General features: G+C 68.8%; 20 protein-coding genes. 10 read left to right on the forward strand and 10 right to left on the reverse strand.

The annotated features are described in order from the left end of the window. Positions 1-58: 58 nt before the first annotated feature. The 3 genes from IMW82_RS00615 to IMW82_RS00625 form a co-directional block, all read right to left on the reverse strand. Entirely contained in the window at positions 59-2,143 is a 2,085-nt protein-coding gene (locus IMW82_RS00615) for an FUSC family protein (protein ID WP_211003570.1), read from the reverse strand. 160 nt (positions 2,144-2,303) lie between these two features. Next, complete coding sequence (gene yeiP / locus IMW82_RS00620; protein WP_108471548.1) at positions 2,304-2,867, reverse strand: elongation factor P-like protein YeiP; 564 nt, start codon at positions 2,865-2,867, stop codon at positions 2,304-2,306. A gap of 126 nt (positions 2,868-2,993) precedes the next feature. Next, positions 2,994-3,761 (reverse strand): SDR family NAD(P)-dependent oxidoreductase, encoded by a 768-nt coding sequence (locus IMW82_RS00625; RefSeq protein WP_211003571.1) that lies wholly within the window; start codon positions 3,759-3,761, stop codon positions 2,994-2,996. A gap of 209 nt (positions 3,762-3,970) precedes the next feature. Between IMW82_RS00625 and IMW82_RS00630 the strand changes: the two genes are divergently transcribed. Beyond that, on the forward strand, positions 3,971-4,441 hold the full coding sequence (locus IMW82_RS00630; protein WP_211003572.1) for an RcnB family protein: 471 nt from the start codon (positions 3,971-3,973) through the stop codon (positions 4,439-4,441). Between the two features lie 156 nt (positions 4,442-4,597). Here IMW82_RS00630 and IMW82_RS00635 read toward each other — a convergent pair whose 3' ends face one another. Together IMW82_RS00635 and IMW82_RS00640 are read right to left on the reverse strand one after the other, a co-directional pair. Next, on the reverse strand, positions 4,598-5,173 hold the full coding sequence (locus IMW82_RS00635; RefSeq protein WP_211003573.1) for a GNAT family N-acetyltransferase: 576 nt from the start codon (positions 5,171-5,173) through the stop codon (positions 4,598-4,600). A gap of 5 nt (positions 5,174-5,178) precedes the next feature. Beyond that, entirely contained in the window at positions 5,179-5,667 is a 489-nt protein-coding gene (locus tag IMW82_RS00640; protein ID WP_211003574.1) for a GNAT family N-acetyltransferase, read from the reverse strand. 68 nt (positions 5,668-5,735) lie between these two features. Here IMW82_RS00640 and IMW82_RS00645 point away from each other — a divergent pair, with 68 nt between their 5' ends. Beyond that, the gene (locus tag IMW82_RS00645; RefSeq protein ID WP_211003575.1) at positions 5,736-6,371 is read left to right on the forward strand and encodes a glutathione S-transferase family protein; all 636 of its coding nucleotides are present in this window, start codon (positions 5,736-5,738) and stop codon (positions 6,369-6,371) included. Continuing rightward, a complete protein-coding gene (locus IMW82_RS00650) occupies positions 6,368-6,844 on the forward strand; it encodes an NUDIX domain-containing protein (RefSeq protein WP_211003576.1) in 477 nt (158 codons plus the stop codon). The genes IMW82_RS00645 and IMW82_RS00650 overlap by 4 nt, the downstream gene beginning before the upstream one ends. Positions 6,845-6,860: 16 nt before the next feature. Here the strand turns inward: IMW82_RS00650 and IMW82_RS00655 are convergent, their stop codons facing one another. The 4 genes from IMW82_RS00655 to IMW82_RS00670 all read right to left on the reverse strand — a co-directional run bounded on the left by IMW82_RS00655 (position 6,861) and on the right by IMW82_RS00670 (position 12,101). Continuing rightward, positions 6,861-8,189 carry an amidohydrolase family protein gene (locus IMW82_RS00655; RefSeq protein ID WP_211003577.1) on the reverse strand — a complete coding sequence of 443 codons (1,329 nt, stop codon included), beginning with the start codon at positions 8,187-8,189 and terminating at the stop codon, positions 6,861-6,863. A gap of 63 nt (positions 8,190-8,252) precedes the next feature. Continuing rightward, complete coding sequence (locus IMW82_RS00660) at positions 8,253-9,155, reverse strand: hydroxymethylglutaryl-CoA lyase (protein ID WP_211003578.1); 903 nt, start codon at positions 9,153-9,155, stop codon at positions 8,253-8,255. Positions 9,156-9,214: 59 nt separating this feature from the next. Continuing rightward, positions 9,215-11,209, reverse strand: a complete 1,995-nt coding sequence (locus IMW82_RS00665; protein ID WP_211003579.1) for an acetyl/propionyl/methylcrotonyl-CoA carboxylase subunit alpha — start codon at positions 11,207-11,209, stop codon at positions 9,215-9,217. Positions 11,210-11,303: 94 nt separating this feature from the next. Beyond that, a complete protein-coding gene (locus tag IMW82_RS00670; protein WP_211003580.1) occupies positions 11,304-12,101 on the reverse strand; it encodes an enoyl-CoA hydratase-related protein in 798 nt (265 codons plus the stop codon). Between the two features lie 120 nt (positions 12,102-12,221). Here IMW82_RS00670 and IMW82_RS00675 point away from each other — a divergent pair, with 120 nt between their 5' ends. Genes IMW82_RS00675 through IMW82_RS00685 form a run of 3 tightly spaced genes read left to right on the forward strand, consistent with a single transcriptional unit; the run spans position 12,222 to position 14,601 of the window. Then, positions 12,222-12,467 (forward strand): FeoA family protein, encoded by a 246-nt coding sequence (locus IMW82_RS00675; RefSeq protein WP_108471539.1) that lies wholly within the window; start codon positions 12,222-12,224, stop codon positions 12,465-12,467. Next, a complete protein-coding gene (locus IMW82_RS00680) occupies positions 12,464-14,302 on the forward strand; it encodes a ferrous iron transporter B (protein WP_211003581.1) in 1,839 nt (612 codons plus the stop codon). Before IMW82_RS00675 ends, IMW82_RS00680 begins: the two co-directional genes overlap by 4 nt. Beyond that, positions 14,299-14,601 carry a DUF6587 family protein gene (locus tag IMW82_RS00685; RefSeq protein WP_211003582.1) on the forward strand — a complete coding sequence of 101 codons (303 nt, stop codon included), beginning with the start codon at positions 14,299-14,301 and terminating at the stop codon, positions 14,599-14,601. The genes IMW82_RS00680 and IMW82_RS00685 overlap by 4 nt, the downstream gene beginning before the upstream one ends. Before the next feature lie 109 nt (positions 14,602-14,710). Here IMW82_RS00685 and rpsT read toward each other — a convergent pair whose 3' ends face one another. Beyond that, positions 14,711-14,974: a 30S ribosomal protein S20 gene (rpsT, locus tag IMW82_RS00690; RefSeq protein WP_068097791.1), complete on the reverse strand. Its 264-nt coding sequence runs from the start codon at positions 14,972-14,974 to the stop codon at positions 14,711-14,713. 220 nt (positions 14,975-15,194) lie between these two features. Between rpsT and murJ the strand changes: the two genes are divergently transcribed. The 4 genes from murJ (at position 15,195) to lspA (ending at position 21,429) form a co-directional block, all read left to right on the forward strand. Then, a complete protein-coding gene (murJ, locus tag IMW82_RS00695) occupies positions 15,195-16,805 on the forward strand; it encodes a murein biosynthesis integral membrane protein MurJ (RefSeq protein ID WP_211003583.1) in 1,611 nt (536 codons plus the stop codon). Between the two features lie 38 nt (positions 16,806-16,843). Beyond that, a complete protein-coding gene (locus tag IMW82_RS00700; RefSeq protein ID WP_211003584.1) occupies positions 16,844-17,797 on the forward strand; it encodes a bifunctional riboflavin kinase/FAD synthetase in 954 nt (317 codons plus the stop codon). 110 nt (positions 17,798-17,907) lie between these two features. After that, positions 17,908-20,769 carry an isoleucine--tRNA ligase gene (gene ileS / locus IMW82_RS00705; protein WP_211003585.1) on the forward strand — a complete coding sequence of 954 codons (2,862 nt, stop codon included), beginning with the start codon at positions 17,908-17,910 and terminating at the stop codon, positions 20,767-20,769. A 159-nt stretch (positions 20,770-20,928) separates the two neighbouring features. After that, entirely contained in the window at positions 20,929-21,429 is a 501-nt protein-coding gene (gene lspA / locus IMW82_RS00710; protein ID WP_211003586.1) for a signal peptidase II, read from the forward strand. Positions 21,430-21,467 lie beyond the last annotated feature (38 nt).

Raw genomic sequence — 21,467 nt, forward strand, 5'->3', positions numbered from 1 at the left:
CCGCGCAGTGTAAAACCTCCGTGCCATGGCGTCGCGTTGCGCCCGCACATGCGCAAGGCTACGCCGTGGCGGGTGCGTCCTGCCGGGTGCGGTTCGTCACGTGGGTCAGCGTGTTGATGTTGTCGACCAGGCGGTCGCTGATCCGCGCCAGCAGCTCGGCGGCAGCGGGGTCGCTGCCTGCCTGCATGGTGGCGACCAGCTGGCGCTGCATCGCGCGCAGGTCGGGCAGGGGGCCGGTCGGACGCTGTTCGCGCAAGGCGGCGGCGACTGCCCGCACGGTGCTGGCCGCCTGCTCGACGAAGCGGGTGATGCCGGTCGGTTCGGCCAGCGTGGCGAGATCGTCGAGGGTGGCTTCCAGCGTCATCGCGGTACGGGCCAGGCGGTTGCCGTTGGCGAACAGCGCGCGGGCCAGCGCCAGCAGCTCCGGCGGCGTGGCCGGCTCGGTGCGCATGCGGTCGATCGAGGCCTGCGCATTGGTGCGTGCGGTGCGCGCCGCGCTGCGCATGTCGTTGTGCATGGCGGTCTGCCCGGGCTGCGCCAGCGCGTGCAGGTAGCTGGCGTACGCATCCAGCATCACTGCCAGTGCGGCGCGTGCGCGGCCGCGCTCCCAGGTCGGCCACGCCACGTAGGCGACCAGGGCCATGCCGCAGCCGAGCGCGGTGTTGAGCACGCGGTCGGTTACCGCCAGGCCGGGGTTGACCCCTTCGAACGAGAGCAGGATCACCACGGTGCCGGTCAGTGCCGCCACCGCGATGCCGTAGTGCGCGCCGGCCAGGTAGCGGAACGCCATGCACAGTACCGCCATCAGTGCCAAGTGCGCCCACGGTTCGTCTGGCGTGACGTGCAGCAGCACGGTGGTGAGCACCAGCCCCAGCACGGTGCCGAGCACGCGCAGCAGGCCGAAGTTGAAGGTGGCGGCGAAATCCGGGCGCAGCACGATCGCCGCCGTCATCGGCAGCCAGTAGCCGTGCGGCAGCTGCAGCAGGCGCGAGATCCACAGCGCGACGGTAAGGCAGACCGCCATGCGCACGGCGTGGCGGAACGCCACCGAGCGAGGGGTAAGGCTGGCGCGCAAGGTGGGCCAGGTGGAACTGCTGCGCAGGCTCTTGGGAAGGCGGGTTTCCTCCGCGCTGGCACGCAGTTCGCCGCGGCTGCCGGCCCAGTCGGCGTTGCGCACGGCGGCGGCCAGCTGGCCGGCCAGCGCATGGATGTGCGCGGCCAGGCCGGGCGCCCGCTCGCCGCCGTCGAGCAGGGCGCGCTCGCTGGCGCGCAGGGCCTGCAGCGTGTGCTGGGCCTGCTCCGGTGAGTCGCCGCGTTCCAGCGCCTCGGCGATGGCTGCCAGCACACGGGCCGCGTCGTCGCGGAACAGCGCATGGATGCTCGGGTCGGCGTGCAGTGCGCTCATCGCGGTGAGCTCCAGCCGGATCCGCTCGGCCAGCTCCAGCAGCACGCCGAACGCCTCCATCGCGCGGCCGTGCGCGCGGTGGCGGCCGAGCAGGGTCTGCTGCAGCGTGGTCATTGCCTCGGTCAGCGCGGGCACATCGGCTTCGTCGCGAGACGGCTGCCGGGCCAGTTCCGCCAGCCCGGCGTACACGTTGGCCAGCGCCATGCGCTCCGGCCAGTAGCGCTGCAGCGGCCACGCCGCCAGCGAGAACGCCATCAGCAGCAGGCCGCCGGCGAAGATCAGCGCGGCGCCGCCGAACGCCTGCTCTAGCGAGGTCGGTGTGGAGGCGGTGATCACCAGCAGGATCATGCTGGTCATACCGACCCGCGCAGTGTCCGTGCCGAACACCACCAGCAGCCCGCCGAAGAAGCCGCAGGCCGCGGTGGCGAGCAGGATCGGCAGCAACTGGCCGCCGATCAGGAAACCCACCAGCGCGGCGAGGCCGGCGGCCAGCGACGCCAGCAGCAGTTGCCGCAGGCGCTGGCGGTACGGCCCGGGCTGGTCGGAGAACATCGTGTCCAGCGCGCCGGCCGCCACACCCAGGCCGATCTGCGGATGGCCGGTTGCCATGCCCGCGGCCAGCGGCAGCACCACCGCCGCGGTATTGCGCAGCACCACCCGCCACGGCACGTCTGGCCGCTTGATCGCAATCAGGCTTTCGAGCGCATGGGCGCGCAGCGAATAGGTGCTGGAGGACATGGGCGATGTGGATGTGAGGGAGAACGAGTATGGCAAAAACCGCGCGTCGCCGACCTCACTCGTTCCCCATGGCCGCCGGCGCAGGGCGGACACCGTCCGCCGGCAGGTGCCTGGCAAGAGCGAGCGGCGGGCAGTGCCCGCCCTGCGATTTGGAGTGCCCTCAGGCCCTGCCGGCGAACTCGCCGGTGAGCGTGTTCACCCACACTTTCTCGTCGTTGCTGATGTACTCGGGCACCTGGATCTCGATGCCGGTCACGAGCTTGGCCGGCTTGGTGCGCTTGGTGGCGCTGGAGCCCTTCATTTCCGGTGCGGTGTCGACCACGGTCAGCACCACGCTGGTCGGCACCTGCAGGCCGACCGGCGCATCGTCGATCAGCTGCACGTAGTAGCCCTCGATGCCCTCGACGATGTAGCCAGCGTTGTCGCCGACCAGTTCTGGCGACAGCGGGTACTGGGTGTAATCCTCGGCATCCATGAACACGAACGCGCCATCGTCCATGTAGGAGAAGTTGGCGGCGCGGCGCACCAGGTCCATCTCGCGCAGTTCGTCATCAGCGCGCAGGCTGAGATCGAACTTGCGCCCGCCGGGGATCGTGTACAGGGTGAAGCGGAAGGTGACGTTGCCACCGCGCGCGCTCGGCGAGCTGCGCTCGATGTCGCGTACCTGGTAGACGGTGCCGTCGTGTTCGACCACGTTGCCTTTCTTGACGTCGGAAGCTTTCATGGGATTGGGGCCGGAGTAGGGAATCGGGAACAAGGAATCGTAAAAGCGGTTCGTCGTGGCGGAGGGTGTCGAGGCAGGAGCGCGATTTGTCTTGGCGATTCCCGCTGCTCTATTCCCAGTGCCCGGCTATTTGGCGGCCAGCCGCACCGCGCCGTCGAGGCGGATCGTCTCGCCGTTGATGTAGCGGTTGCCGAGGATGAAGGCCACGGTGGCCGCGAACTCTTCCGGCTTGCCCAGGCGCGAGGGAAACGGGATCGAGGCGGACAACGACTGCTGCACGGACTCGGGCATGCCGTCGACCATCGGGGTCCAGAAGATGCCCGGCGCGATCGTCGCCACGCGGATGCCGAAGCGCGCCAGTTCGCGCGCCATCGGCAGGGTCATGCCGACCACGCCGCCCTTGGAGGCGGAGTAGGCGGCCTGGCCGATCTGGCCTTCGTAGGCGGCGACCGAGGCGGTATTGACGATCACGCCGCGCTCGCCGTCCTCGCCGGCTTGGTTGCCCTGCATCAGCGCCGCGCCGGCCTTGGCCACGTTGAAGCTGCCGACCAGGTTCACCATCACCGTGCCGGAGAACGTGGCCAGCGGCATCGCGCCTTCCTTGCCCAGTACGCGGCCGGCGCCGAGGATGCCGGCGCAGTTCATCACCACGTTGAGGCCGCCCATCGCGTGGTGTGCGGCGGCCACGTTGGTGGCCACGCCGTCCTCGGAGGTGACGTCGGTGCGGAAGAAGCGCGCGGCAGTGCCCAGTTCCTTTGCGGCGGCCTGGCCCTTGTCCTCGTTGACGTCGAACAGCGCGACCTTGCCGCCGTTCGCCACCAGATGCTGCGCCACTGCGTGGCCGAGACCGGAGGCGCCGCCGGTGATGATCGCCTTGACCTGATCGAGCTGCATGGGAGTTCCCCCGAAATGGATGCCGAAAGCCGCCAATGGTAGCCGAGCGGCCGCGATTGCTGCAGGCTGAACGCGAAACTCGCCGGGAAGGGTGGTTCATCCCGGGTTGGGTCGGCGGGGACGAACTTTGTGCCGGGTCGCACACGGATGCCGGGGGGTTGCTGCTAACCTGCCGGCGGGCCCCTGACTCATCGAGTGGAGATCGACACATGAAAAAGCTGCTTGCCCTGTCTGTCGCGTGTGGCGCCATGCTGATGCTGGCCAGCGGCTCCGTGCTGGCACAAGGCCATGGTCATGGCCGAGGTCATGGCAATGGCAATGGCAATGATCAGAACGAGCAGGACGATGGCGATCGTGGCCGCGGCTATGACCAGGATGGCGGCCGCTACGTGCGCTACGACAATGACGACGACCAGGGACCGGGTAACGGTCATGGACGCGGCCATGCCTACGGCCATTACAAGAACTGGCACGATCGCGGCCGCCACGAGGGCTGGTACCGGCGCGGCGGCTACCTGCCGGTGGAATACCGCAGCACCCGCTACGTGGTGTACGACTGGCGCGATGCCGACCTGCGCGAACCGCCGCGCGGCTATCGCTGGGTGCGCAGCGACAACGGCGACTACCTGCTGGTGGCGATCGCCACCGGCGTGATCGTCGACCTGCTGCTCGGCCACTGAACCGGCTCGCAGGCATGACGGCGCGCCCGCATCGCGGGCGCGCCGTTTTTGATGGAACTTTGCGCAGGGCGGACACCACCCACCGGCTCTGGCTCTTCGGCGTCGTGAGGGACCGCGGCGGCCCATGCCCGCCCTGCGCCGAGCGGCGCCCGGGAATCAGCGCCGGCTTTCCAGCAGCGCTTGCAGTTGTGCAGGCGACAGCTGGGGAAACGGGGTGACGGCTGCGGGTGGATTCGCGGCGACCTGCAGCTCCTTCTGCCACACACCCACGTCCCACCACTGCCCCAGCTTGTAGCCGCACTGGCGCCATACCCCCGCCGGGGTGAAGCCCATCGCCTCGTGCATCGCCACGCTGGCCGGGCCGGGCAGGGTGATCACGCCGACCGCCTGGGTGATGCCCTGCCGCCGCATCACGTCGAGCAGCACGCCGTACAGCCGGCGCGCGATGCCGCGGCGCTGCGCGTTGGCGTGCACGTAGATCGAGGTCTCGGCGATCCAGTCGTAGGCGGCGCGCTCGCGGAAGCGCCCGGCATAGGCGTAGGCCAGCACCTCGCCGGCCTCTTCCCACACCAGCCACGGGTAATGCTTGAGGCGCGCGCGCAGGCGTTCGCGCATGGCGTCCACGCCGGGCAGTTCGGTCTCGAAGGTAGCCACGCCGGCGAGGATCGATGGCGCGTAGATCGCGTGGATGGCAGCGGCGTCTTCGTCGCGGGCGATGCGGATGGCGGCCATGGCAGTCACAGTTCGCGGATGAAGAAGCGGTCGCAGCTGAAGTGTCCGGTGCCGCCCATCGGTGCGCACAACGGCGTGAAACCGCTGCGCTTGTACAACGCCTGGGCCGCGTCCATGCCGGTCAGTGTTTCCAGGTAGCAGCGGTTGAAGCCGTGCGCGCGCGCCGCGTCGAGGCAGCGCTGCATCATTGCCGCACCCGCACCGATGCCACGCGCGGCGGGCAGGAAATACATCTTGCGCAGTTCGCACACGTCCGCCTCGGCATTCTGCAGCGGCGCCACGCCGCCGCCGCCGATCACCACCCCGTCGCGCTCGACCACGAAATAGCTGCTGCGTGGTTGCGCGTAGGACTCGCACATCGTGTCCACCTCGGCGTCGTGGATCGCGAAGCCGGGGCCGTCGGCGCCGAACTCGGGCATCACCGTGCGGATGATCGCGGCCATGGCCGCGTTGTCGGAAGGCTCGATCGGGCGGATCAGGTAGTCGTGGGCCATGGAAGCGGGGTGTGGGGAAAGGGGAGGGTGTAGTGTGCACCGAGCGGGCGCTGCCCGGGAGTCGTGCCGTGCTGATCTACGATGCCATAAGCCCTGCGCCGCGTTGCCTGCGCATGTTCGTGCTGGAGAAAGGCCTGCGCCTGCCAGCAGTGACGGTGGACGTGATGCGCGGTGAGAACCGCGAGCCCGCTTATCTTACGATCAACCCGGCCGGACAGACGCCGGCGCTGCGACTGGACGACGGCTCGACGCTGGCCGAGGCGGTGGCGATCGCCGAGTACCTGGAGGAACTTCATCCGCAGCCCGTGCTGATCGGCGCGACGCCCGAGCAGCGCGCGCAGACCCGGCAGTGGTGGCGGCGGGTGGAGCTCAACGTCACCGAGTTCATCCACAACGCCTTCCATTACGCCGAGGGGCTGGCGCGCTTCGAGCCGCGCATCCCGGTACTGCCGGAGGCGGCGGCGGGCCTGAAGCGGGTGGCGCAGGATCGCCTCGCCTGGCTGGACGGCCTGTTCGGCGCCGGGCCGTACCTGTGCGGCGAGCGCTTCAGCGCCGCCGACATCTGGCTTTACGTATGGCTGGATTTTGGCGTGGGCGTGAACCAGCCGTTCGACCGCCAGCTGCCGAACATCGGCCCGTGGTTCGAACGGATGGCGGCGCGGCCGAGCGCCGCGGCCAGTCGCCAGCTGCTGGCGTCGGCATGAGCTCCGCCCCGGGCCTGTCGCTGCGTTGCCACATGGTGTCCGTAGTGGTGTTGCGCGGTACCGGCAAGGACGCCCGGGTGCTGCTGGTGCGCCGCGCCGGTACCTACCTGCACGATGTGTGGAGCTACGTCGCCGGCCATGTCGAGGCCGGTGAAAGCGGCTGGCAAACTGCACTGCGCGAGTTGCGCGAGGAAACCGGCCTGCTGCCCGCGACACTGCATGCGACCAGCTTCTGCGAACAGTTCTATGCGGCGCAGGACGACGGCATCGAGCTGGTGCCCGCCTTCGTGGCACGCGTGGCCGACAACGTTGCAGTGCGATTGAACGGCGAGCACTCCGCGTTCCGCTGGGCGACGCTCGACGAGGCGTGCGGGTTGCTGCCGTTCGGCAGCCAGCGCGACCTGCTCGCGCATGTGCGCCGCGAATTCGTGGAGCGCGAGCCGTCGCCGTTCCTGCGCATCGCATTCGACTGACCGACGCGCGCCGTGGTTACGGCTGCGGTTCGGGGCGGCGGTAGACGCTGCCGTCCTTCATCACGAACACCGGGTGCTGCAGGGCGTCGATGTGCGTGGCGGGATCGCCGCTGAACGCAGCGAGGTCGGCGGCCAGGCCGGGTGCGATGCGACCGAGGCGCTGCGACTGGCGCAGGATCTTCGCCGCCACGTCGGTGGCGGCGTGCAGCGCCTGCGCCGGCGTCATGCCATCGGCGACCATCGCGGCCGGCTCGCGCCAGTTTTCGCCGTGTGCGAACACGCCCACGTCGCTGCCGTTGCCGATGGTCACGCCCAGCTTCAGCGCGGTGCGGAACGCGCGGGCGGCTTCCTGCATGGCCGGCGTGGGCGCCGACTGCCCAGGCACGTAGTGCTGGAAATACTCGGAGGTGGCTTCCACCGCGGTGAGCGTGGGCTCGTAGGCGATACCCTTCTGCTTCAGCAGGCGGAAGGTGGCCTCGCTGGCGCCGTAGCCGTGTTCGATGGTGTCCACGCCCGCCTCCGCCGCGTTGCGCACGCCGGCCTCGCTGGCCGCATGTGCGGCGACCGGACGGCCGATCTGGTGGGCTGCCTCCACGATGGCTCTGATCTCGGCGGGTGACAGCGTGGGCATGGTCTGGCCGTGGTCACCCACACGGTAGTCGGCGTACAGCTTGATCCAGTCCGCGCCGCGCGCGGCCTGCTCGCGCACAGCCGCCACGGCAGCATCCGCGCCGGTCACCGGCTGTGCGCCCTGCGGCAGCTCCAGGTCGGGACGGAAGCCGCGCGGTCCCGGCCCATAGCTGGCGGTGGCGACGATGGCGCGAGTGGTGACGAACAGGCGCGGGCCGGGAATCAGCCCTTCCTCGATCGCGCGCTTGATCGACACGTCGGCGTAGCCGGCGCCTTCGGTGCCGAGGTCGCGCAGGGTGGTGAAGCCGGCGAGCAGGGTGTCGCGCGCGTGTCTGGCGGCCTCGAGCGTGCGGTAATTCTGTGGCTCGGTGAGCACCTGGTCGTTCCACAGCGTCTCGTTGTACGGGTGCAGGAACAGGTGCGAGTGCAGGTCGATCAGGCCGGGCGTGAGCGTGGCACCGGGCAATTCGATGCGCTGGGCGTCGGCAGGGGCCTGGATTGACGCTACCGGGCCGACCGCGGCGATCGCACCATCGTGCACCAGCACGGCCCAGCCGGTGTGCGCGGCGTCACCGTCGGCAGTCCACACCCGTTCGGGCAGCAGCAGCCAGTCGCCCTTGGGCGTGCTGCCGGTCGCCGCCGCGGGCGCGAGCACGGCACACAGCAGGAGCAGCAGGAGTGCCGTCGTTCGCCGGATCATCGGGCTTGCGCGCATCGTTTCCTTCCCCTCGTCGATCGAGGTTTCGATCATAACGAGTCGCGCGCGGACCGCGGCGACTCAGCCGACGGCGGTGCGCGCGCGGGTGACCCGGCTGGCGGTTTCCTTGTGCAGCTGCGCGGCGAGCCAGGCGCCGGTGGCGATAAGCAGGTCGAGGTCGATGCCGGTCTGCATGCCCATGCCGTGCAGCATGTAGACCACGTCTTCGCTGGCCACGTTGCCGGTGGCGCCCTTCGCGTACGGGCAGCCGCCGGTGCCGGAGACGGCGCTGTCAACCACGCGCACGCCTTCCTCCAGGCAGGCCAGGATGTTCGCCAGCGCCTGGCCGTAGGTGTCGTGGAAGTGCACGGCCAACGCGGCCATCGGTACCTCCTGCGCCACCGCGTGCAGCATTGCGCGCGCCTTCGCCGGGGTGCCCACGCCGATGGTGTCGCCCAGCGAGATTTCGTGACAGCCCAGTTCGTGCAGGCGCCGCGCCACGCGCACTACGTCGCTGAGCGGCACTTCGCCCTGGTACGGGCAGCCGAGCACGGTGGAGACGTAGCCGCGTACCTGCACGCCGTCGGCCCGGGCCTGTTCCATCACCGGGATGAAACGTTCGATGGATTCATCGATCGAGGCGTTGATGTTCTTGCGATTGAACGCTTCCGAAGCGGCGGTGAACACGGCGATCTCGGTGGCACCCACTTCACGCGCCCGCTCGTAGCCCTGCAGGTTCGGCACCAGCACCGGATAACTCACGCCCGGCAGCTTGCGGATGCGGGTGAACACCTCGGCGGCGTCGGCCAGTTGCGGCACCCATTTCGGGCTGACGAAGCTGGTCGCCTCGATGGTCTGCAAACCGGTGGCGGAGAGCCGGTCGATCAGTGCGATCTTCACCTCGGCCGGCAGCAGGGTTTTCTCGTTCTGCAGGCCGTCGCGGGCACCGACTTCGACGATGCGGACGTGGCTGGATGGAGTCATGCGGAAGCTCCGGTAGGAAGTAATGTTGCCACTCGCCGACGCAGCGGGCCGTGCCCGCCCTACGAAGCTGCAGCGAAACGCACCAGCACGACGTCGGCTTCGACGAATTCGCCTTGTGTAGCATTCACGCTCTCGATGGTGCCGGCGCGCGGTGCCTTCAAGGCCAGTTCCATCTTCATCGCTTCCATCACCAGCAGCTCCTGGCCCTGTTCGACCACGTCGCCGGCTTTGGCTTTCACCAGCACGATGCGGCCGGGCATCGGCGCGATCACCTGGTTGCCGCCGGCGTCGTCTTTCGCTTCCCACGCGAACGCGGCGGCGCGGCTGAAGCTGTAGCGCTGGCCACCGGCGTCGTGCAGCAGCACGCGGGTGGCGTCGCAGCGCAACGGCACGCGGCGTGACTCGCCGTCGAAGCGGGCGCTGAGGGTGTCGCCCGACAGGCGTGCGCCGCGTACTTCGCAACCCGCTTCGCCGTGACGCAGTTGATAGTTGCCGTCGTGGCCATGGGCCTCGATTTCGAAACGCCGTTCGCGCGCGGCCAGCGCCACGATGCGCTTGCCGGCATGGCCGATGCGCCACGCGTCGGCACGCGCCCAGGGCGAATGCGGGTCGACCGGAGCGCTCTGCACGTGCAGTTCATCGTGCAGCAGCGCGGCGGTGGCGGCGGCAAACAGCGTTCCGTCTGAAGGCGTAACGTCGCCGACCAGGAACTCGTCCAGGTGGCGATCCAGGTAGCCGGTGTCGATGCGCCCCTCGACCACCGCCGGATGCTGCGCCAGCCGTTCGAGGAAGCCGATGTTCGACTTCGGCCCGATAATCTCGCACTCCGCCAGCGCCTCGCGCAGTCGCTGCAGGGCCTGCGGGCGATCGTGGTCGAACACGATCAGCTTGGCGATCATCGGGTCGTAGAAGATCGTCACGCTGTCGCCCTCGACCACGCCGCCGTCGAGGCGCACGTGGGCCGATGGCGTGGGCAGGCGCAGCGTCTGCAACTTGCCGGAGCCGGGCAGGAAGTTCTGGTCGGGGTCCTCCGCGTACAGCCGCACCTCGATCGCGTGGCCATGCGCGTGCACCTGGTCCTGCGCGAGTGGCAGCGGCTGGCCGGCGGCCACGCGCAGCTGCCATTCGACCAGGTCCAGGCCCAGGGTCAGTTCGGTGACCGGGTGCTCCACCTGCAATCGCGTGTTCATTTCCATGAAGAAGAATGTGCCGTCCTGCGCCACGATGAACTCCACCGTACCGGCGCCGACGTAATCCACGGCTTTCGCGGCGGCCACGGCAGCCGCGCCCATCGCCTGGCGGCGCGCATCGTCGAGGAACGGCGAGGGGGTTTCCTCCAGCACTTTCTGGTAGCGGCGCTGGGCCGAGCACTCGCGTTCGTTGAGGTGGATCACGTGGCCGTGGCGGTCGCCGAACACCTGGAACTCGATGTGTCGCGGCTGCTCGATGTAGCGCTCCAGCAGCATGCTGGAGTCGCCGAACGCGGCCTTGGCCACGCGCTGCGCGGTTTCCAGCGCCTCGGGGAATTCCGCATCCGAGCGCACGATCTGCATGCCCTTGCCGCCGCCGCCGGCCGAGGGCTTGATGATCAGCGGGTAGCCGATGGCGTGCGCCTGTTCGGCAAGGTACGCGTTGTCCTGCTCGTCGCCGTCGTAGCCGGGCACCAGCGGCACGGCGTGCTTCGCCATCAGGTGCTTGGCAGCGGCCTTGGAACCCATCGCCTCGATGCTCTGCGGGTCCGGGCCGATGAACACGATGCCGGCGTCCTGGCAGGCGCGCGAGAAGGCGGTGTTCTCGGACAGGAAGCCGTAGCCGGGGTGGATGGCCTGGGCGCCGCTTTCCTTCGCGGCATCGAGAATCGTGTCGATGCGCAGGTAGGACTCGGCCGGCAGCGGGCCGCCGATCGGCCACGCCTCGTCGGCCAGCCGCACGTGCTGCGCGTCGCGGTCGGCTTCCGAGTACACCGCGATGGTGTGGATGCCGAGGCGGCGGCAGGTGCGGATCACGCGGCAGGCGATCTCGCCGCGGTTGGCGATCAGTACGCGTTCGAACATGCGGGGTTCCTGGAGCCGTTGGATGTCGATGCAAAGCCGTTGAAACTAACAGATTGCACCGTCGCAGCCGATGCGCGGCGCAGCATGGCAGCGCTCAGGTGGCCTGGCCGACCCACGCCGGCGCGCGCTTGTCGAGGAAGGCGCCCAGGCCGTGCTGGCCTTCCGGCGAGACGCGCAGGCGGGCGATCAGCTCGGCGTTGGCGGCGTCGATGTGCTCGGCCGCAGCCAGGTCCACGCCGCCGATGCGCAAGGCCAGTTGCTTCGCCTCGTGCTGGGCCAGCGGGCCGGCCTTGGCGAGGAAATGCAGCTGGCGCTCGATCGCCTCGTCCAGTTCGCTGCCCGACACCACCGCGTGCAGCAGGCCGATCCGTCGCGCCTCGGCGGCATCGAACACCTCGCCGGTGACGAACAGCCGGCGCGCCTCACGCAGGCCGATCGCGGCGATCACGTACGGCGAGATCACCGCCGGCACCAGGCCCAGCTTCACTTCCGACAGTGCGAACTTGGCGCCGCCCACGCCGATGGCGATATCGCAGCAGGCGACCAGGCCCACGCCACCACCGTAGGCGGCGCCGTTGACGCGCGCGATGGTGGGCTTGGACAGGAACTGCAGGCTGCGCATCAGCCGCGCCAGGCGCAGCGAATCCTCGCGGTTTTCCTGCTCGCTGGCGCCGGCCATGCCGCGCATCCAGTTCAGGTCGGCGCCGGCGGAAAACGTGCTGCCGCTGCCGCTGAGCACCACGCAGCGCACCGCCGGGTCGGCGTCGGCGGCCGCCAGTGCCTCGGTCAGTGCGGCGATCAGGCCGTCGTCGAAGGCGTTGTGCACCTGCGGCCGGTTCAGGGTGAGCCAGGCGACGGCGCCGCGGCGTTCGCTGAGGGTGGAGTCAGTCATCGGTCGTCCCTGCGGCAAATAACGCGATGATAAACGCAACGGGCTGCGGCAATCGGGCGTGGTGCAGCGGGGCGGGCGTAGGGCTACAATGCGAACTATTCTTATTTGAGAATCAAGCCTGTGCGTCTGTCCGATCTGCCCAAGGGTGCCCTCGCCGTGGTCGACCGCGTCGACGATGCGCATGCGGCCGATCCGATCGCGCAACGCCTGCGCGACCTCGGCTTCGTCGACGGCGAGCCGGTGCGGGTGGTGGCGGTGGGGCCGATGGGCGGCGACCCGCTGCTGATCCAGATCGGCTTCACCCGCTTCGCGCTGCGCCGCGCCGAGGCGGCCAGGGTCAGCGTGCGCAGCGAGGTAGCCGCATGAGCGCATCGACCCTGCGCATCGCCCTGGTCGGCAATCCGAACTGCGGCAAGACGGCGCTGTTCAACCTGCTCACTGGCGGCCGCCAGAAGGTGGCGAACTACGCCGGCGTCACGGTGGAGCGCAAGGAGGGCCGCTTCACCGCGCCGTCCGGCCGGGTGCTGCAGATCCTCGACCTGCCCGGCGCCTACAGCTTCGACGCCAACAGCCCGGACGAGCAGATCACCCGCGACGTCTGCGCCGGCAATTACCCGGGCGAGGCGCCGCCGGACCTGATCGTGTGCGTGGCCGACGCCACCAACCTGCGCCTGCACCTGCGCTTCGTGCTGGAGGTGAAGCGCCTCGGCCGGCCGGTGGTGCTGGCGCTGAACATGATGGACACCGCGCGCTCGCGCGGCATCGCGATCGACGTACCGGAGCTCTCGCGCCGGCTGGGCCTGCCGGTGGTGGAGACGGTGGCGGTGCGGCGAGGTGGCGCACGGGCACTGATCGAGCGGGTCGACGGCGAGGTGCCGCCGGCGGCGCCGGTGCAGCCGGACGACGCGGCCAGCCGCGCCGACCTGCACGCGCAGGTGCGCGAGCTGCTGGCAGCGACGGTGACGATGCCGCGCACCACCGCGGCGCTCGACGATGCGCTGGATCGCTGGACGCTGCATCCGGTGTTCGGGCTGGCGATCCTGGCGGTGGTGATGTTCCTGGTGTTCCAGGCGGTGTATGCCGCCGGCAAGCCGATGAGCGACCTGATCGGCGGCGGCTTCGGCTGTATGGGCGAGCAGGTCGCCGCGCTGATGCCGGCCGGGCCGCTGCAGAGCCTGGTGGTCAACGGCCTGTTCGGTGGCATCGGCACGGTGCTGGGTTTTCTGCCGGTGATCCTGGTGCTGTTCCTGTTCATCCTCACGCTGGAGGAGTCCGGCTACCTGCCGCGCGCGGCGTTCCTGCTCGACCGCCTGATGCTGTCGGTGGGGCTGACCGGGCGCTCGTTCATCCCGCTGCTGTCGAGCTTCGCCTGCGCGATCCCCGGCATCATGGGTACGCGCAGCATCCAGGATCCACGCGATCGCCTGGCCACCATCCTGATCGCCCCGCTGATGACCTGCTCGGCGCGGTTGCCGGTGTACGCGCTGCTGATCGGTGCGTTCATTCCCGTTCGCTACGTGTTCGGCGTGTTCAACCTGCAGGGCGTGGTGCTGTTCGCGCTGTACCTGGCCGGCATCCTCGGCGCGATGCTGGTGGGCTGGGTGATGAAACACTTGCGCCGCGACAAGAGCGAGCACGCGCTGCTGATGGAACTGCCGTCGTACCGCATGCCCAAGCTGCGCGACGTGGCGATCGGGCTGTACGAGCGCGGCGGAATTTTCCTGAAGCGGCTGACCGGCGTGATCCTCGGGCTGACCGTGCTGATGTGGTTCCTGTCCACGTTCCCGTCGCCGCCCGCCGGTGCGACGGAGCCGGCCATCAACTACAGCTTTGCCGGCTACATCGGACGCGGCCTGCAGTACATCTTTGCGCCGATCGGTTTCAACTGGCAGATCAGCCTGGCACTGATCCCCGCGTTCGCCGCGCGGGAGACGGCGGTGGCGGCGCTGGCCACCGTCTACCTGGTCGGCGGCGAGGCACCCGGCGGGCTGGGCCACGCGCTGGCCGGGCAGATCCCGCTGGCCAGCGCGTTGTCGCTGCTGGTGTGGTTCGCGTATGCGCCGCAGTGCATGTCCACCCTGGCGATCATCAAGCGCGAGACCGATTCCTGGCGCAACGTGGCGATCTCGTTCGGCTACATGTTCGTGATGGCCTACACCGCGTCGTTCGTGGTCTACCAGGTGACGAGGGCACTGACATGAGCACCGGCCTGCTGCTGCAGTACGTGGTGGTCGGGCTGATCGTGCTGGCCAGCGTGTGGATCGTGTTGCGCAAGCTGGCGCGGAAAACGACCAACCGCTGGCTGGCCGCCGCGTCCATCCACTTCAGCCGGCCCGGCCGCGGCGCGCTGGTGCGGGCTTTCGGCCGGCGCCTGCAACCGACCGAGGCCACCGGCGACTGCAGCGACGGCTGCAGCACCTGCGGCGCCTGTGGCCCCAAGCCGCCGGCCGCGGCTCGATCCGGCGAGCCGATGCCGCTGGAGTTCCGCCCGCGCCGGTGAGGGCCAGCTTCAGCTCCTCCCCTGCAAGCAGGGGGAGGGAGCAAAAGCGGAACATGAAAAAAGCCGGCTTGCGCCGGCTTTTTGCGTACCACGCGGGTCGCGCCCCGGCTTACGCCAGTTCGCGGATCTTCGCGTTGAGTCGGCTCTTGTGGCGGGCGGCCTTGTTCTTGTGGATCAGGCCGCGGGCGGCGTAGCGATCCATCACCGGCTGCGCGGCGGTGAACGCGGCGACGGCGCCGGCCTTGTCCTTGGCCTCGATGGCCTTGACGACCTTCTTCAGGGCGGTACGGACCATGGAGCGGGCGCTGATGTTGCGCAGACGGCGCTGTTCGGACTGGCGCGCGCGCTTCTTCGCGGACTTGATGTTGGCCAAGGTAGAACTCCGGAATGCAGGGTTGAGGGTGGAAAAAGACGCCAATTATGCGGTCGATTCGCCGTTGCGTCAATCATTTAGGCGGCCGTGCCGGGAGCTGGCGCCGGCGCGCGGCCGTGGTCGTGCCGGTATTCTGCCATATCCGCGCTGTCATCCTGCCCGCGCGGGCTGTCAAACTACGCGCCCCGCGTGATCGACGCCGAAGGTAACGAACCGCCCCATGAAGTCCCCCAGCATGCTCCGCGGGCTGCTCTCGTTCAGCAGCATGACGATGGTTTCGCGGGTGCTCGGCCTGGTGCGCGACATGTCGATCAACGCCGCGTTCGGCGCCAATGGCGCCACTGACGCGTTCTGGGTGGCATTCCGCATTCCCAACTTCATGCGTCGGCTGTTCGCCGAGGGTTCGTTCTCCACCGCCTTCGTGCCGGTTTTCACGGAAGTGAAGGAAAAGGGCACGCATGCGCAGTTGAAGGAGCTGATGGCGCGGGTATCGGGCACGCTGGGTGGTGTGCTGCTGCTGATCACCGCGCTGGGCATCATCTTCGCGCCGCAGGTGACCGTGCTGTTCTCGCCCGGCGCGATCGACGAGCCGCGCAAGTTCGAGCTGACCGTCGAGCTGCTGCGGCTGACCTTCCCGTTCCTGCTGTTCGTCTCGCTGACCGCCTTGTCCGGCGGTGCGCTGAACAGTTTCCATCGCTTCGGGCTGCCGGCGCTGACCCCGGTGATCCTCAACCTGTGCATGATCGCCGGCGCGCTGTGGCTGTCGAAGCGGCTGCAGACGCCGATCATGGCGATGGGCTGGGCGATCCTTGCGGCCGGCATCCTGCAGTTGCTGTTCCAGTTGCCGGCGCTGCGCGGGCTGGACCTGCTGACCTTGCCGCGCTGGGGCTGGAGCCATCCCGAGGTGCGCCGGATCATGCGGCTGATGGTGCCGACCCTGTTCGGCTCCTCCGTGGCGCAGATCAACCTGCTGTTCGATACGGTGATCGCCTCGCTGCTGGTGGTCGGCTCGCAGAGCTGGCTGTCGCAGGCGGACCGGTTCCTGGAACTGCCGCTGGGCGTGTTCGGCGTGGCGCTGGGCACGGTGATTCTGCCGTCGCTGTCGCGCCATCATGTCAGCACCGACAGGGCCGGCTTCTCGCGTGCGCTGGACTGGGGCTTGCGCGTCACCCTGCTGATCGCGGTGCCGGCGATGTTTGCGCTGATGCTGCTGGCCGGGCCGCTGGTGGCCACGTTGTTCCAGCACGGCCACTGGAGCGCGCACGACACCCACATGGCGACGCTGTCGATTACCGCGCTGAGTTTCGGCCTGCCCGCGTTCGCGCTGGTGAAGGTGCTGCTGCCGGCTTTCTACGCGCGCCAGGACACGCGCACCCCGGTACGCGCGGCGGTGGCCTCGCTGCTGACCAACATGCTGCTGAACGTGGTGTTCCTGGCGCTGCTGTTCGAGCTGTGGGCGCCGGCCGAGCTGAAGCAACTGGCATGGCTGGACGGCCTGGCCCGCTTGCCGGGCCTGCACATGGCGCTGGGCATGGCCAGCGCGGTGGCCGCCTACGTGAACCTGTGGCTGCTGTGGCACTGGCTGAAGAAGTCCGGCGTGTACCAGCGCCAGCCGGGCTGGTCGCGGCACCTGCTGCGGCTGGCCGCGGCCTGCACGGTGATGGTGGCGGTGCTGTTGCTCGGTCGCTGGCTGTGGCCGAACTGGACCCACGGGGTGCCGGTGCTGACCCGCTTGTGGCATCTGGCCGTGCTGGTGCTGGTGGGCGGAGCCAGTTATGTGGCCGTGCTGTTTGCCGGCGGCTTCCGCCTGCGCGACCTGCGTGGTGCGTGAGGCCTTATCGCAACCCGCCTGACCGTTATACTCACGCGATGATGAGACTTTCCCGGGATGTCGCAGGCCTCTGCCTGGCGCCGCGCGGCAGCGTGATCGCGATCGGCGCGTTCGACGGCCTGCACCGCGGCCACCAGGCGCTATTGACCCAGGTGTGCGAGCGCGCGCAGGCGCTCGGCTGCAGCCCGGCGGTGGTGAGCTTCGAGCCGCTGCCGCGCGCGTTCTTCTCGCCGGAACCGGTGCCGCGGCTGTCCAGTGTGCGCGAGAAGCTGCGCGGTTTCGCTGCCGCCGGCATGGAGCACACCTTGCTATTGCGCTTCAACCGGGCGCTGACCGCGATGTCGGCCGAGGCGTTCGTGCAACGCGTGCTGGTCGAACGGCTCGCCGTGCGCGAGGTCTGGGTGGGCGGCGATTTCCGCTTCGGCCACCAGCGTGGCGGCGACGTGGCACTGCTGGAGCGGATGGGTGCGCAGCTCGGCTTCAGCGCCTGCACCATGCCGGCGATCCAGCTCGACGGCACCCGCGTTTCGGCCAGCCGGGTGCGCGCCTTGCTCGCCGCCGGCGAGTTCGCCGGGGCCGAGCCACTGCTGGGCCGGCCGTTCGTGATCGAGGGCAAGGTGGAGTACGGCAACCAGCTTGGCCGCACGCTGGGCTATCCCACCGCCAACATCCACCTGTCGCAGCGGGTCAGCCCGATCCAGGGCATCTTCGCGGTGCGCGTGGGCCTGGGCGAGGGCGAATGCAGCTGGCCGGGCGTGGCCAGCCTCGGCGTGCGCCCCACCGTGAACGAGGTCAGCCAGCCGCTGCTGGAAGTGCACCTGTTCGATTTCGAGGGCGACCTGTACGGCCAGCGCATGGCGGTGCAGTTCGTCGCCAAGCTGCGCGACGAGCAGAAGTTCGACGGCCTGGAACCGCTCAAGGCGCAGATGGCGCTGGACGCGCGCCGGGCGCGCGAGCTGCTGGGCATGAACCCGCGACTGGCCGAGGCGTGAGGGCCTGTGCTGCGGACGCGGGCATTACGGCACGGGTCGAAATCGACTAACTTTCCCTTCTTTGCCTGCCATCTGGCGGGCGGCAACACCTCAGTGACGGCATCCACGCAATGACCCACGATTACAAAAGCACGATCAACCTGCCGCAGACGGCGTTTCCCATGCGCGGCGACTTGCCGAAACGCGAACCCGGCTGGCTGGAGGAGTGGGAGCGGATCGGCCGCTATGCGCAGATCCAGCAGAAGACCGCGCATCGCGACAGTGTGTTCGTGCTGCACGACGGCCCGCCGTACGCGAATGGCCCGATCCACATCGGCCACGCGGTCAACAAGATCCTCAAGGACATGGTGGTCAAGTCCAAGCTGCTGGCCGGCCAGCGCGCGCCGTACGTGCCGGGCTGGGACTGCCACGGCCTGCCGATCGAGATCGCGGTGGAGAAGAAGTACGGCAAGCCGGGCGAGAAGCTCGATGCCGCCGCGTTCCGGCAAAAATGTCGCGAATACGCGGCCGAGCAGGTCGACACCCAGCGCACCGACTTCAAGCGGCTCGGCGTGCTCGGCGACTGGGACCACCCGTACCGCTCGATGGATTTCCGCTTCGAGGCCGACATGCTGCGCGCGCTGGCGCGCATCGTTTCCAACGGCCACGTGGTGCGCGGCGCCAAGCCGGTGCACTGGTGCTTCGACTGCGCCTCGGCGCTGGCCGAGGCGGAGATCGAATACGGCGACAAGGTCTCGCCGGCGGTCGACGTGGCGTATGACGCGGTCGAGCCGAAAGCGCTGGCGGCGAAGTTCGGTGTGGACTCCGGCGACGCCATCGTCGCCATCCCGATCTGGACCACCACGCCGTGGACCCTGCCGGAAAGCCAGGCGGTATCGCTCGGCGCCGATCTGGAATACGCGCTGATCGAAGGCCCGTCGCGCGATGACAGGCGCGTGCTGCTCGTTGTCGCCAGCGCGCTGGTCGACAAGGCGGCGCAGCGTTACGGGCTGGAGCAGGCGGCTGTGCTGGGCCATGTCGAAGGCAGGGCGCTGGAAGGTCTGAAGCTGCACCATCCGTTTTACCCGCGCGAGGTGCCGGTGATCCTCGGCGAGCACGTCAGCGCCGAGGACGGCACCGGCGCGGTGCATACCTCGCCCGACCACGGCGTCGAGGATTTCGTGGTGGCGCGCGAGTACGGCATCGGCCTGCTCAACTACATCGGGTCGCATGGTGCCTATCGCGCCGATACCCCCGCGGCCGACGGCCTCGAACTGGCCGGGATGCATATCTGGAAGGCGAACGACGCCATCGTCGAGCTGCTGCGTCGACGCGGCGTGCTGCTGGCGTTCGCGAAGATAGAGCACAGCTACCCGAACTGCTGGCGGCACAAGACGCCGGTGATCTACCGCACCACGCCGCAGTGGTTCATCTCGATGGAGCAGGCGCAGCTGCGTGAGACCGCGCTGACCTCGATCAAGGCCGTGCGCTGGGTGCCGGGCTGGGGCGAGGAGCGCATCGCCGGCATGGTCGCCGGGCGGCCGGACTGGTGCATCTCGCGCCAGCGCACCTGGGGCGTGCCGATCGCGCTGTTCGTGCACAAGGCCACGCAGGAACCGCACCCGGATTCCGTCGAGTTGCTGGAGCAGGTCGCGAAGAAGGTGGAGCAGGGCGGCATCGACGCCTGGTTCACGCTGGACGCGGCCGAGCTGCTCGGCGCGGACGCGGGCGACTATGAGAAGGTCACCGACGTGCTGGACGTCTGGTTCGATTCCGGCGTCACCCATTTTGCGGTGATCGGCCAGCGCCCGGAACTGCAGCAGGGCAGGGCGTCGCACTACAAGGTGATGTACCTGGAAGGCTCCGACCAGCATCGCGGCTGGTTCCAGTCGTCGCTGCTGACCTCGTCGGCGATCCACGGCCGCGCGCCCTACGACGAAGTGCTCACCCACGGCTTCGCGGTGGACGCGAACGGCCGCAAGATGTCCAAGTCGCTGGGCAACGTGGTGGCACCGCAGAAGGTGATGGACACCTTGGGCGCCGACGTGCTGCGCCTGTGGGTGGCCTCGGCCGATTACCGCAACGAGATGACTGTTTCCGACGAGATCCTCAAGCGCGTCTCCGATGCGTACCGCCGCATCCGCAACACCGCACGCTTCCTGCTCGGCAACCTCGACGGCTTCGACCCGGCGAAACACCTGCTGCCAGTGGAAGACAGCGTGCTGCTCGACCAGTGGGCGGTGCAGCAGGCGTATGACGTGCAGCAGGTCGTCACCGCGGCATACGAGCGTTACGACTATCCAGAAGTAGTGTCGCGCATCCAGAATTTCTGCACCAACGAACTGGGCGCGCTGTACCTGGACATCACCAAGGACCGGCTCTACACCATGCCGACCGACAGCCGCGGCCGGCGCAGCGCACAGAGCGCGATGTACCGCATCGCCGAGGCGCTGGTGCGCTGGCTGGCGCCGATCCTCAGCTTCACCGCCGAGGAAATCTGGCAGGCGATGCCGGGCGAGCGTGGCGACAGCGTGCTGTTCGAAACCTGGTACGACGGCCTCGCCGCCACCCAGGCTGCACCGGAACAGCGGCGCTGGTGGGCCGACCTGCTGGCGATCCGCGACACCGCTGCGCGCGTGCTTGAAGGCATGCGCAAGGCCGAGCGCATCGGCGCGGCGCTGGAAGCGAAGCTGGTGGTTCACGCCGATGCCGCGATCCAGTCGCGCTACGCTGAAGTCGCCGACGAACTGCGCTTCTTCTTCATCACCTCCGACTTCACCCTGGCGCCGTCGACATCGCGCGCGGACGATGCGGTGAAGGTGGAGCTGGATGGTGCCGAAGCCTGGGTCCGTGCCGACGTCAGCAGTGCCGCCAAGTGCGTGCGCTGCTGGCACCGCCGCGACGACGTGGGCAGCCACGCCGATCATCCCGAACTGTGCAGCCGCTGCATCAGCAACATCGAAGGTCCCGGCGAGCATCGCCGCTGGTTCTGATTTGCGAAGCCCCGCTTGTCTCCCTCCCCTGCAAAGCAGGGGAGGGCTGGGGAGGGGTAGGCTCTTGATCTGATCTCTCAAGGTCAAAAGCGGCCCCTCCGACCTCCCCCTGCGTCGCAGGAGGAGTCAAAAGCCTGCCACGACCGAGTCCCCGAACCCATGTCACCGAAACCCAACGCACTCTCCTGGCTCTGGCTTTCCGCCGCCGTCATCGCGCTCGACCAGCTCAGCAAGTGGTGGGCGGTGCATGCGCTGCAGCCGATGGGCGTGTCGCATCCGGTGATCCCCGGTTTCCTGAACTGGACGCTGGCGTTCAATACCGGAGCCGCGTTCAGTTTCCTGGCCAGCGGTGCCGGCTGGCAGCGCTGGTTCTTCGTGCTGCTGGCGGTGGTGATCAGCGCCGTGCTGGTGGGCTGGTTGCGACGCACGCCGCGGCGCGACTGGCGCACCGCGCTGCCGCTCGCGCTGATCGTGGGCGGCGCGATCGGCAACCTGATCGACCGCCTGCACGCGGCCCAGGTCACCGATTTCATCCACGTGTATTTCCGCCAGTGGAATTACCCGGTGTTCAACATCGCCGATTGCGGCATTACCGTCGGCGCCGTGATGCTGATCGTGTTCGGCCTGTTCACCGGCAAGCCCGGGGACGGCGTGCGATAATCGCGTTCTTGATGTAGAAGCCCGCTGGCGGGCGATGC

Source organism: Rhodanobacter sp. B2A1Ga4 (genome assembly GCF_018101315.1).
In the GTDB taxonomy this organism is placed as follows: Bacteria; Pseudomonadota; Gammaproteobacteria; order Xanthomonadales; family Rhodanobacteraceae; genus Rhodanobacter; species Rhodanobacter thiooxydans_A.

Excerpts from the sequence above, each read along its gene's own strand:
- murJ (WP_211003583.1), top strand. The coding sequence starts at position 15,195 with ATGAAGTCCCCCAGCATGCTCCGCGGGCTGCTCTCGTTCAGCAGCATG.
- IMW82_RS00625 (WP_211003571.1), bottom strand. The coding sequence starts at position 3,761 with ATGCAGCTCGATCAGGTCAAGGCGATCATCACCGGCGGCGCCTCCGGT.
- IMW82_RS00650 (WP_211003576.1), top strand. The coding sequence starts at position 6,368 with ATGAGCTCCGCCCCGGGCCTGTCGCTGCGTTGCCACATGGTGTCCGTA.
- ileS (WP_211003585.1), top strand. The coding sequence starts at position 17,908 with ATGACCCACGATTACAAAAGCACGATCAACCTGCCGCAGACGGCGTTT.
- IMW82_RS00655 (WP_211003577.1), bottom strand. The coding sequence starts at position 8,189 with ATGCGCGCAAGCCCGATGATCCGGCGAACGACGGCACTCCTGCTGCTC.
- lspA (WP_211003586.1), top strand. The coding sequence starts at position 20,929 with ATGTCACCGAAACCCAACGCACTCTCCTGGCTCTGGCTTTCCGCCGCC.
- IMW82_RS00680 (WP_211003581.1), top strand. The coding sequence starts at position 12,464 with ATGAGCGCATCGACCCTGCGCATCGCCCTGGTCGGCAATCCGAACTGC.
- IMW82_RS00640 (WP_211003574.1), bottom strand. The coding sequence starts at position 5,667 with ATGGCCCACGACTACCTGATCCGCCCGATCGAGCCTTCCGACAACGCG.
- IMW82_RS00660 (WP_211003578.1), bottom strand. The coding sequence starts at position 9,155 with ATGACTCCATCCAGCCACGTCCGCATCGTCGAAGTCGGTGCCCGCGAC.
- IMW82_RS00635 (WP_211003573.1), bottom strand. The coding sequence starts at position 5,173 with ATGGCCGCCATCCGCATCGCCCGCGACGAAGACGCCGCTGCCATCCAC.
- IMW82_RS00665 (WP_211003579.1), bottom strand. The coding sequence starts at position 11,209 with ATGTTCGAACGCGTACTGATCGCCAACCGCGGCGAGATCGCCTGCCGC.
- IMW82_RS00630 (WP_211003572.1), top strand. The coding sequence starts at position 3,971 with ATGAAAAAGCTGCTTGCCCTGTCTGTCGCGTGTGGCGCCATGCTGATG.
- IMW82_RS00685 (WP_211003582.1), top strand. The coding sequence starts at position 14,299 with ATGAGCACCGGCCTGCTGCTGCAGTACGTGGTGGTCGGGCTGATCGTG.
- yeiP (WP_108471548.1), bottom strand. The coding sequence starts at position 2,867 with ATGAAAGCTTCCGACGTCAAGAAAGGCAACGTGGTCGAACACGACGGC.
- IMW82_RS00700 (WP_211003584.1), top strand. The coding sequence starts at position 16,844 with ATGATGAGACTTTCCCGGGATGTCGCAGGCCTCTGCCTGGCGCCGCGC.
- IMW82_RS00615 (WP_211003570.1), bottom strand. The coding sequence starts at position 2,143 with ATGTCCTCCAGCACCTATTCGCTGCGCGCCCATGCGCTCGAAAGCCTG.
- IMW82_RS00670 (WP_211003580.1), bottom strand. The coding sequence starts at position 12,101 with ATGACTGACTCCACCCTCAGCGAACGCCGCGGCGCCGTCGCCTGGCTC.